The organism is Desulfatiglans sp., from assembly GCA_012513605.1.
Taxonomy (GTDB): Bacteria; Desulfobacterota; DSM-4660; order Desulfatiglandales; family HGW-15; genus JAAZBV01.
Genome location: JAAZBV010000119.1, coordinates 1 through 9,472 on the forward strand (window position 1 = coordinate 1; position 9,472 = coordinate 9,472).

At 41.3% G+C, this 9,472-nt stretch carries 9 protein-coding genes; 5 read left to right on the top strand and 4 right to left on the bottom strand.

Annotated features, from left to right (window positions below; translation table 11 throughout):
- The first annotated feature begins 481 nt into the window (after positions 1-481).
- The 4 genes from GX654_15955 to GX654_15970 all read left to right on the top strand — a co-directional run bounded on the left by GX654_15955 (position 482) and on the right by GX654_15970 (position 2,255).
- Entirely contained in the window at positions 482-1,084 is a 603-nt protein-coding gene (locus tag GX654_15955; GenBank protein ID NLD38355.1) for a class I SAM-dependent methyltransferase, read from the top strand.
- Positions 1,085-1,166: 82 nt separating this feature from the next.
- Positions 1,167-1,664, top strand: a complete 498-nt coding sequence (locus GX654_15960; protein NLD38356.1) for a GNAT family N-acetyltransferase — start codon at positions 1,167-1,169, stop codon at positions 1,662-1,664.
- A gap of 25 nt (positions 1,665-1,689) precedes the next feature.
- Positions 1,690-1,893, top strand: a complete 204-nt coding sequence (locus GX654_15965; GenBank protein ID NLD38357.1) for a BrnT family toxin — start codon at positions 1,690-1,692, stop codon at positions 1,891-1,893.
- 62 nt (positions 1,894-1,955) lie between these two features.
- Positions 1,956-2,255, top strand: coding sequence for a putative addiction module antidote protein (locus tag GX654_15970; protein NLD38358.1), 300 nt, complete (start codon positions 1,956-1,958; stop codon positions 2,253-2,255).
- 79 nt (positions 2,256-2,334) lie between these two features.
- Here the strand turns inward: GX654_15970 and GX654_15975 are convergent, their stop codons facing one another.
- The 4 genes from GX654_15975 to GX654_15990 form a co-directional block, all read right to left on the bottom strand.
- The gene (locus GX654_15975; protein ID NLD38359.1) at positions 2,335-3,030 is read right to left on the bottom strand and encodes a hypothetical protein; all 696 of its coding nucleotides are present in this window, start codon (positions 3,028-3,030) and stop codon (positions 2,335-2,337) included.
- Positions 3,031-3,135: 105 nt separating this feature from the next.
- Positions 3,136-3,468, bottom strand: coding sequence for a DUF615 domain-containing protein (locus GX654_15980; GenBank protein NLD38360.1), 333 nt, complete (start codon positions 3,466-3,468; stop codon positions 3,136-3,138).
- Positions 3,465-4,952 carry a long-chain fatty acid--CoA ligase gene (locus GX654_15985; protein NLD38361.1) on the bottom strand — a complete coding sequence of 496 codons (1,488 nt, stop codon included), beginning with the start codon at positions 4,950-4,952 and terminating at the stop codon, positions 3,465-3,467. Before GX654_15985 ends, GX654_15980 begins: the two co-directional genes overlap by 4 nt.
- A gap of 252 nt (positions 4,953-5,204) precedes the next feature.
- The gene (locus tag GX654_15990; GenBank protein NLD38362.1) at positions 5,205-5,933 is read right to left on the bottom strand and encodes a DUF262 domain-containing protein; all 729 of its coding nucleotides are present in this window, start codon (positions 5,931-5,933) and stop codon (positions 5,205-5,207) included.
- Between the two features lie 95 nt (positions 5,934-6,028).
- Between GX654_15990 and GX654_15995 the strand changes: the two genes are divergently transcribed.
- The gene (locus tag GX654_15995) at positions 6,029-8,956 is read left to right on the top strand and encodes a DEAD/DEAH box helicase family protein (protein NLD38363.1); all 2,928 of its coding nucleotides are present in this window, start codon (positions 6,029-6,031) and stop codon (positions 8,954-8,956) included.
- The last annotated feature ends 516 nt before the right edge of the window (positions 8,957-9,472 follow it).

Below are 9,472 nucleotides of genomic sequence, written 5' to 3' on the forward strand. Positions count from 1 at the left end.
ATCAGCAAGACAAAGGCTGGTTGATATACGATGGTAGGCAATTAGAAATTGGGAAATCAACTACTTAACATCAGGCTAAACAAGGATGCCCGGAAAAATCGCCGGGCACCTGTTAGCCCGGCAGTTGTAGCGGAAATATGGTATTTGGGGAAATCAGCAATATTGCCAAAATCCCCAAATAGCAGTATCGAAAACAGAAATCCGGGCTGAATTAAATCCTATTTACAAAAATTGGCAACGTTGCTAAAAGTTGTAAATAGAAATTATAAATCAAAAATTAATCGTAATAATAACTGGTTATCAAAAATAAACAGTCGGTAAATAGCGGGCAAAATCGGCTTTTAACCATGAAGTCAAGGCGACTGGCTGGCATCATGCTGAATCGAGTTCATAGCCTTAGCAGCCTTTCTTCCTGCACGACATTGGTTGCCATAAATCCGCCAGTTCCTTACCGCCATCGTTAGTGAGCTAGGAGAGCGTAGTGCCAACTTCAAGCAAAGGTGAAGATCCATCCAATGGCTGGGAATCCGTCGCAAAAGAATTCATATCCATTGCATCCTGGGACATAGGAGCTGCGACCGTTATGAGTTGGAGTAGCTTTCTTAAACCAGGACAAGCAGTTTTAGATGTTGGATGTGGGTTTGGCGGATCGTACACCAAAGGCCTGACGGAAAAAGGAATTGAAGTATACGGAATCGATGCTTCAGACACGCTGATCTTAGAACACCAAAAGAGATTCCCAAAAGCATTCGTTCGATGTGAACCTGCTGAAGAGTCTTCACTTTTCAACAGAGAATTTGATGGAGTTCTGTCCGTGGGATTAATCTTTCTCTTGTCTCATGAGAAGCAACGAATGGTGCTTGAGAAGATGGCCGATTCAGTAAAAGAAGGGGGGCGGCTTTTATTCAGCTCTCCTTTTCAGGTCTGTGACTGGACTGATCTATTAACCGGGAAGAGATCTGCATCATTGGGCAGAGACATTTATGTCGAGACCCTTCAGAAGCACGGCTTGAGATTGATCGGTGAATATACAGATGAAGGTGAAAATCACTACTTCGATTTTCAGAAGGCGCCTACATTGTGAGTCGCTCACTAACAAACCGGTGAAGAGCGACAAAAGTATGTTGGCGTGCCTTACCAGGGGCGTTAAGATCATGGAAGTGAATATGAATGGATTACAAGTCAGATATCAACAAATCGGCGATGCTAAACGTTTCTACGAGATACTTACGAATCCCGATTTCATCCTTTTTCCTGTGAAACCTAAAAGCATCGAAGCGGAGAAGCGCTTTTTACGAACCACTAAACGACTGCGTGAAAACAATGTAGCCTATAACTATACCATTTTGTTGAGACGCAGGGTTGTGGGTGCAATAGGAATTAAAATCGACCAACATCGTACATACATTGGTGAGATAGGTTACTTTGTGGATAGAAAATACTGGGGGAGAGAAATAGCTGTTAACGCAGTAAACCTTATTGAAGATATCTGCTTTGATGAGCTTGGATTGGAACGAATAGAGATCAATACTCTTAAGCAGAATGTTTTAAGTATTCGCGTAGCTGAGAAGTGCGGATACAAAAAGGAGGGTATCCAAAGACACAAAATTAAGCTTGGCGGGAAATGGGAGGATGCCTACCTGTTTGCCAAGGTGAAAAATTGATCATGACAGTGCGTTTTTCAAGGATATGGAACATAGTGATGATGAAAAACGATATTACTGCCTTGGTAAAGTCTCCGATGGAGTAATGACTGTAAGATTTACATACCGTCAAAATAAAATCAGAATAATTGGTGCTGGGTATTGGCGGAAAGGAAAGAATATATATAAGATGCTTATGCAAGGCGTTCCCCGCGCATTCGCCTTAAAACTTGACTTGTGTAGCTTTTAAGCTGCAATACAATCATGAATGATACCAAAATACAACTTCTTGAGTACATAAAGGAGAATGGAATGAAAAAATTAACAGATAAATATGAAGACAATCTCAAAAAAGATCTTCTTGATCCTAGCGAAGCTGCGGAATACTTGAACGCTGCATTGGAAGATGGTTCTAAAGAAGTTTTTTTAATGGCCTTGAAAGACATTGCAGATGCAAAGGGTATTTCTGAAATAGCACGTAAAACAAAACTTAATAGGGAAAATATTTATCGTATCCTTTCAACACAAGGCAATCCGAAATTAAAAAGCCTAAATTCTGTCCGTCATAGTGTTGGTTTGAAGTTGTCTATAGAAGTAGAAAAACAGTTATGAAACCAATCGGCGTACAATCTGCTTCGGGTGACAGCGTAAAAACCAGTCCGTCTTTAAACAACGCGTTACCTTAACATGCCTATGATGTAATGGTCTCAAGTTCTTCAAGCTGTTTTTTATAACACTCAGGACATACCCCGTGCGAAGGCTTGGCCCCTGAAATATCCTTTACATATTTTTCCACTGAGACCCAGTCACCCGCCTCTTCCCTGACCTTTTTGCAGTAACTGCATATAGGGTAGATGCGGCTCAAATCATTAATCAGCCGATCACGCTTGTCTATCTCTTCCTTTGCTTCAACTATACGAAGTGTCAGTTCCACCATCTTTTTGATCTGCGCTATGAGCCTTATATGGAGTTCATTATGGGTGTTCTGCTTGTTGTCTATGAAACAGACTGTGCCAAACTGGCCTCCGTCAGGACGCTCAATGGGCATGCCCACATAGGAGAGCATATGCAGATCTACCGCAGCGGGGTTATCCTTCCACATGGGGTCAAGAAGGGCATTGGGTATAAGGTTAAGCCCATTGCTTTTGAGTGTATACTCACAGTACCAGCCTGAATCAGGATAGGTTGATACATAATCTGCCGGATAGGGGTTGCCTTCGGTCTTGCTTGAGAGAAGAATCTCTATCTCTTTGCCATCAAGCCTGGTGATTAGACCTGCGGGCACACCCAGTATCTCTGAGGTTTCATTTAAAAGGCCCTGCCATTCATTAAGGATGTCCTCAGTCAGTTTCTTCCGGTCAAAAGGATTTTTATCAATATTTTCCATATTCTTTTACCCCCTTATAAAAAAGGTGAATGCATAGATTATACACCAAAACCTAACCATTGGTCATAATTTTTTAATCTGTTTCACAGATCAGATTAAAAATAATTATTCATCCTTTTTCCTGTTTGGGTACTGACTGATATGGTCAAGCATCTTCTCTATTGGCGCTGTGTCCACATGCCGCAGCAGAGCGCCAATATGTTTTATCTCCCTTTTTTTTGCACCGTGTGAAGAGATTTTTCGGGCAAATATCACCGCATCCCTGATTTCATCGGATAGATCAATCCGCTCCAGCTCTTTATCCGAAAGCCTTGTAAGCCTCTCACCGATATCCTGCCTTGCATGATCATCCTTTTTAAGCCTTGTCCTGCTTGGAGGCGCCTCAATGCCCTCTTCATCTTCAAAAAAACTGCTATTGTCCGGCCCTTGTCTTTTCATATAAATTTTTTCTTGAGTTCTGTCTTAAGGATTTTACCATTCGGGCTTTTTGGGAGTTCATCAACAGCATAATACTCCTTTGGCACCTTGTACCCTGCAAGATTCTGCTTGAGGTACTGCTTGAGCGCAACAGGATCAAACGTATGGCCATTTTTCAAAACTATGCATGCGGTCACCTTTTCGCCATATTCCCTGTCAGGAAGCCCGATAACAGAGCACTCCTGAACACAGGCGTAGGTATACAACACCTCCTCTACCTCGCGGGGGTATACATTTTCGCCGCCGGTGATGATCATGTCCTTGACCCGGTCTACAATAAAGATGTACCCATCCTTATTAATATATCCTGTGTCGCCTGTCCTGAACCAGTCAAACCAGAATGACCTTGCTGTCTCCTTTGAATTATTCAGGTAACCCTTGAAGATATTGAGCCCGCGCACGCATATCTCGCCGATCTCACCCTGCTCAAGCGGTTTACCCAGTTTGTCCCTTATCTGTATCTCCATAAGGTTTGCAGGTGTGCCAACTGAGCCTATCACATGCCTGTGGTAATGGTTGAAGGTTACTATAGATGCGCTCTCTGTGAGGCCATAACTCTCAAAGATATTCAATCCTGTCTTTGCCTTCCACTCCCTGACCACCTCTGCTGCCATGCTTGCCGCCGCAGAGAAGCAGTATGTAACCGACTTGAACTTCTCCTTTAAGTCAGGGATCTCAAGCATTCTAATGTAGATTGTTGGCACTGCAAAAAATTTGGTTACCTTGTGGCGCATGATTGCATCAAGGGCCATATCCATATTAAATGAGGGCTGAATCACTATTGAGCCTGAACTGTAGATAGTGGAGTTTACTATGTGCATCTGGCCAAACACATGGTTTAAGGGCAGAAAGCAGAGAGTAATATCCCTCTCGCTGCTCCTCTCATAGCGGGCCACATTTGAGATGGGGTAGAGGATATTTATATGGGAGAGCATGGCCCCCTTTGGCAGCCCTGTTGTGCCGCCAGTATAGAGGATAGCGGCGATATCATCCCTTTCCCTGTCTATGGTCTTGAAGTTCGGGTCGCCATTTGCCGCAAGTTCAACACAGCTCATGGCCCCCTTTTCTGTAATGATATGTTCAGGCCTGTACCTGGTATCTCCATAGTCAAGATCAGAGAGCCTTGACTCTGATGTAAAAAGCACCTTTGGCTTGCAGTCAAAAAGTATCTTCAGGAATTCATTTTTTGTTAAACGGTACGAGAAGGTTACTGCAACAGCGCCGCATTTAAGGGTCCCAAAATACAGGGCAACCCAGTCATAACTGTTAGGGGCGCAAAAACCAACATAGTCTCCGGGCTGCACGCCCAGCTCAACCAGTTTTGATGCAAGCCTTGTGGCGTACTCATTAAACTCCCTGTAGGTATAAACCCTGTCATCCTCTATTATCGCACTCTTATCAGGGAAAAAACATGCTGAATCCTCAAGAATAGTAGCTAGATTCACTGATATTCTCCTTCAGTCTTTTTAAGATTTCCTGCTCATATAGTATAATGAATTTAAAAATTCAAGATAAGCAGATAGCCTTAAGCGTGGCTTTTTTCTTGTTGTTATTTACATGTTTAATTAAAAAAAGTCGAGTATTATCCATTAGTTTTTAGATTTTTATGGAAGGCATACTTAAAAATGGGTTTATATTTCTATGTTTAAAACTTGCTAGACTGTTCAGGGTGAAAATAAAGGGTTTAACAGAGGTAATTACAAATCCTCCTCAACCGGGTATTCATAATTCTGAAATGTCCTGGCAATCATGATGTCCATAGACTTGAGCCTCTTCCCCTGCTGGTTAATGCGTTCAAAAATCCTGCTCACATCTGAGGTTGAATACCCGTACAGGGTAGTAACAGGCAGGCAGTAATTTATAAATACATTTTTCAACTGTAAGAGACCTTTTTTAATCTGTCCGGTGCAGTTATCCTTTTCTGTGAGGCCTTCCATAATGGCTGTGCCTTCAATGAAAATATCATGAAGTGATAAGAGAAAATCCTTGCCCGTCTCTCTCTTCCTGCGCATGTACTCCCCTGCAAAAAAGAATTTCATGTTGTAACCGTCATAAAAAAGGCGGTGATCAAAATTTGCCCGCTCCTTTACCATGATATTTTCTTTATGCATGGACATGAGCATGGAGGTTGCCCTCTGCTGCCCGTCCAGGATATAGACATATCTTTTTGATTTAGTCGCCTCATCATAATGTATTGCGCCGCCAGGGCGTCTGTGGATATTAAGCCTTGTGCCTGTTTCCCAGCACAGTATGTTGCCTATGGGGTAAAACCTGTAAATGCTCTCCCACAGGCTAATGATATCATCCTGCCCCCATACAAACTCCCGCTGAAATGAAGGGATCAGGATAAGGCCTTCTGACAGTTTATTCACAAAATCGATAATCCCGGTATCTATGGTTTTTATTGTTTTTGTCATTTGAATCATATTTATTATGCTTTATTTATTCTGATAATTACAATAAAACCCTTTATTCATCAACCAAATATACCATAAATAGCGGGAGATAAAGCGCTCGTAACATGAACTATCAGGAACTACTCAGGGAAAACAACAGGTTAAAAAATGAGGTGGAACGATTAACCTCGGAAAACAAGAGATTAAGGCTGTTAATCGATGAAGAGGCTCAAAGTACCATTAATATAAAAAGAGATAATCTAAACAATCAACCAGCCCCTGTTATTCTACATCCGGAAAACGCCTCCCACCCTGAAGTAACTAACCATTCAGACACCCAATCAAAGATCAATTTATTCATGTCGCTCTTTAAAGGCCGTGATGATGTTTATGCGACACGATGGGAAAACAAAAAGAGAACAGGATCAGGATATTCACCTGTCTGCCTGAATCAATGGCATAAGGATTTATGTGGCAAACCAAAAACCCCATGCTCCAAATGCAAAAACAGTTCATATGCGCCTTTAAATGAAAGGGTGATAGAGGATCACCTGCGGGGAATTATCGTTGCAGGGGTTTATCCCATGATGCAGGATGAAACATGTTTTTTTCTTGCAATAGGTTTTGATAAGGAAGGATGGCAAAAAGATATATCCATTGTAAGGGATGCCTGCAAAGAGTTTAATATACCTGTAGCCGTTGAACGCTCCCGGTCAGGTAATGGCGGCCATGCATGGTTCTTTTTTGAAGATAGATTACCCGCAACGCTAGCCAGGAGATTAGGTACTGCCCTTTTAACATACTCCATGAACAAGCGGCATGAGATCAGGTTCAAATCATATGACCGATTCTTTCCAAATCAGGATACCCTTCCAAAGGGCGGATTCGGGAACCTTATTGCCCTTCCATTCCAGAAGGCGGCGAGAAATAAACAGAACAGTGAATTCATCAATGAAATCTTTGAGCCATACCCTGATCAATGGGCATTCCTGTCATCAATGAAAAAGATAAACGAGGATCAGGTCGGACAATTTATTGCTGATCTGTCTCATGGGCATGAACTGGGTGAGTTGAAGATCGATGATGAAGATGACCCCAGGCCCTGGGAGACCAGCAGAAAAGTTAATATCAGCAAAAATGATCTCCCTCCAATAATTGATATTGTAAAATCAAATATGCTCTACATCGCGAAGCATGGCATATCTGAAAAGGGGCTTAACCACCTTAAAAGACTGGCATCCTTTAAAAACCCTGAGTTCTATAAACATCAGGCCATGCGTCTGTCGACACATGAATATCCCAGGGTTATTTCATGCGCTGATCTAACTAAAGATTATCTTTGCCTTCCAAGGGGTTGTGAGGCTGATTTGATTGAGGAGTTGAAATCTCTTGATATAGAGATCCAGTTTACTGATAAAACCAATCATGGAAGAAAAATAGACGTAGAGTTTAATGGTCAGTTAAGAGAAGAACAGGCCACTGCCCTTGACCGGATGTTATCCCATAATATCGGTATACTCTCAGGCACAACTGCCTTTGGTAAAACAGTAGTTGCAATCAAATTGATTGCTGAAAGAAGGGTAAATACCCTTATCCTGGTTGATAAGGTAAACCTGCTTAATCAGTGGGTAGAGCGTCTGAATCAATTTCTTATTATCAATGAAACCTTGCCTGATGAAGAAGATTTAAATACAAAAATAAGGGGCAGGAAAAAGAAAAAAGGTATTGTCGGACAATTAGGTGGAGGGAACAGCACCCTGAACGGGATAGTTGATATCGCACTGATGCAGTCTCTTGTGCGCATGGGAGAGGTTAAGGATTTTGTAAAAGATTATGGGATGATCATTGCGGATGAATGCCACCATGCATCAGCCTTTACCTATGAACTTATTTTAAAGGCAGCAACTGCGAGATATGTATATGGCCTTACAGCAACTCCTACACGAAAGGATGGGCATCATCCCATACTCTACATGCAATGCGCCCCCATACGATATCGGGATAACCCTAAAAAGCAGGCGGAAAACCGGCCATTTGCCCATTTTGTTATACCAAGATTCACCCCTTTGAGAATCCCATTTGACAGGGAGGAGAAAGATATATCCATTAATGACATCTACCCTGAGATGATAACTAACGATTTTCGAAATGAACAGATTATTGCAGATGTTGTAGCGTGTCATAAGCTTGGCAGGAACTGCGTCGTCCTTTCCCAGCGGACAGAACATGTTGACCTGCTTGCAGAGAAACTCAAAGAGGATATCCCCGATGTTATAAAATTAACAGGTAACATAGGCAATAAGCAGGCGCGTGAGGCTATTACGCAGATCAAGGAGTTTCCATCAGATAAAAATATTACCATTGTAGCTACCGGCCCTTATATAGGTGAGGGTTTTGATGAACCTCGACTGGATACACTTTTTCTGGTAATGCCTATCTCATGGAAAGGGACCCTGCAACAGTATGCTGGCAGACTCCATCGGTTGTTTGAAAGTAAAAAGGATGTCCTGATATATGATTATGTGGATGTGCATATCAGGATGTTTGAAAAGATGTATTGCAAACGCCAGAGCGGTTATGCATCAATGGGCTATAAGATTAAGGGTGATGCAGTAGATTCGGAAGCAGTGGATATTATATATGACAGGGATAATTTTTTACCTGTCTTTTCAAATGATCTACTTAATGCAAAAAAGGAGATACTTATTGTAAGCCCCTATGTTAAAAAGAGAAGGGTCATGCAGATGGCGCAATATATTGCGCTTGCATTACAGAATAATGTGCGGGTAATTGTAATAACAAGACCGATAGAAGATTTTAAGGAAAAGGAGCAGAGCGCCATTGTTGCAGCATTGGATATATTAAAAGAGATGAAGATAAAGGTCGCCTTCAAATCCAATATTCATCAGAAGTTTGCAATTATGGATCAAAAGATATTATGGTATGGTAGTATCAATCTGCTGAGCTTTGGGAATTCAGAGGAAAGCATTATGAGGCTTGATAGTTATAATATTGCAAATGAGTTGATAAAAAGTGTTGAAGAATATAAATGAATATTCCTGTGCTTCATAACTTTTTATATATGTTACGCAGGTCTATCCATAAATGAAATAACTCAAATTGGGCCGGGGTAATATGTTTTCGTTCAATATATTGTTTTGACTTAAAAAGTGGTTTTTTGTCGAATGAAAAACTAATATCTTTATTTTCGGGGATGTGTTTTTTTTGAAAACTGTTTATCTCTTTCTCTATCTCCTCAGGCGTCATACTTATAATGTAGCCAATCATTATTCCAGAATCAGCTCTTTTCCCGTATTTATGAGTGACATTATCAAATCTCTTTATTCCATTTGTCACATAGTTTTCATTTAGAATCCATGTTGTACTGGTAGGATAACCTAAAAGTTTGCACTCTATGTGAAGCGATATTTCATACTTATCTTTAGCCCGACTTTCGCTATTGGGCATGTTTAAAAAAATAAGTAATTGAAAATATGAAGTATTTTTTAGCAGAGGTTAAAAAGTCTTCACTACAGAGACATTTAGCCCTTGTGATAGCTCAGGTGGAG

What these genes read in the sequence shown, in the direction of transcription:
- GX654_15995 (NLD38363.1), top strand. Translation starts at nt 6,029, where the DNA reads ATGAACTATCAGGAACTACTCAGGGAAAACAACAGGTTAAAAAATGAG.
- GX654_15970 (NLD38358.1), top strand. Translation starts at nt 1,956, where the DNA reads ATGAAAAAATTAACAGATAAATATGAAGACAATCTCAAAAAAGATCTT.
- GX654_15975 (NLD38359.1), bottom strand. Translation starts at nt 3,030, where the DNA reads ATGGAAAATATTGATAAAAATCCTTTTGACCGGAAGAAACTGACTGAG.
- GX654_15990 (NLD38362.1), bottom strand. Translation starts at nt 5,933, where the DNA reads ATGATTCAAATGACAAAAACAATAAAAACCATAGATACCGGGATTATC.
- GX654_15960 (NLD38356.1), top strand. Translation starts at nt 1,167, where the DNA reads ATGAATGGATTACAAGTCAGATATCAACAAATCGGCGATGCTAAACGT.
- GX654_15980 (NLD38360.1), bottom strand. Translation starts at nt 3,468, where the DNA reads ATGAAAAGACAAGGGCCGGACAATAGCAGTTTTTTTGAAGATGAAGAG.
- GX654_15965 (NLD38357.1), top strand. Translation starts at nt 1,690, where the DNA reads ATGGAACATAGTGATGATGAAAAACGATATTACTGCCTTGGTAAAGTC.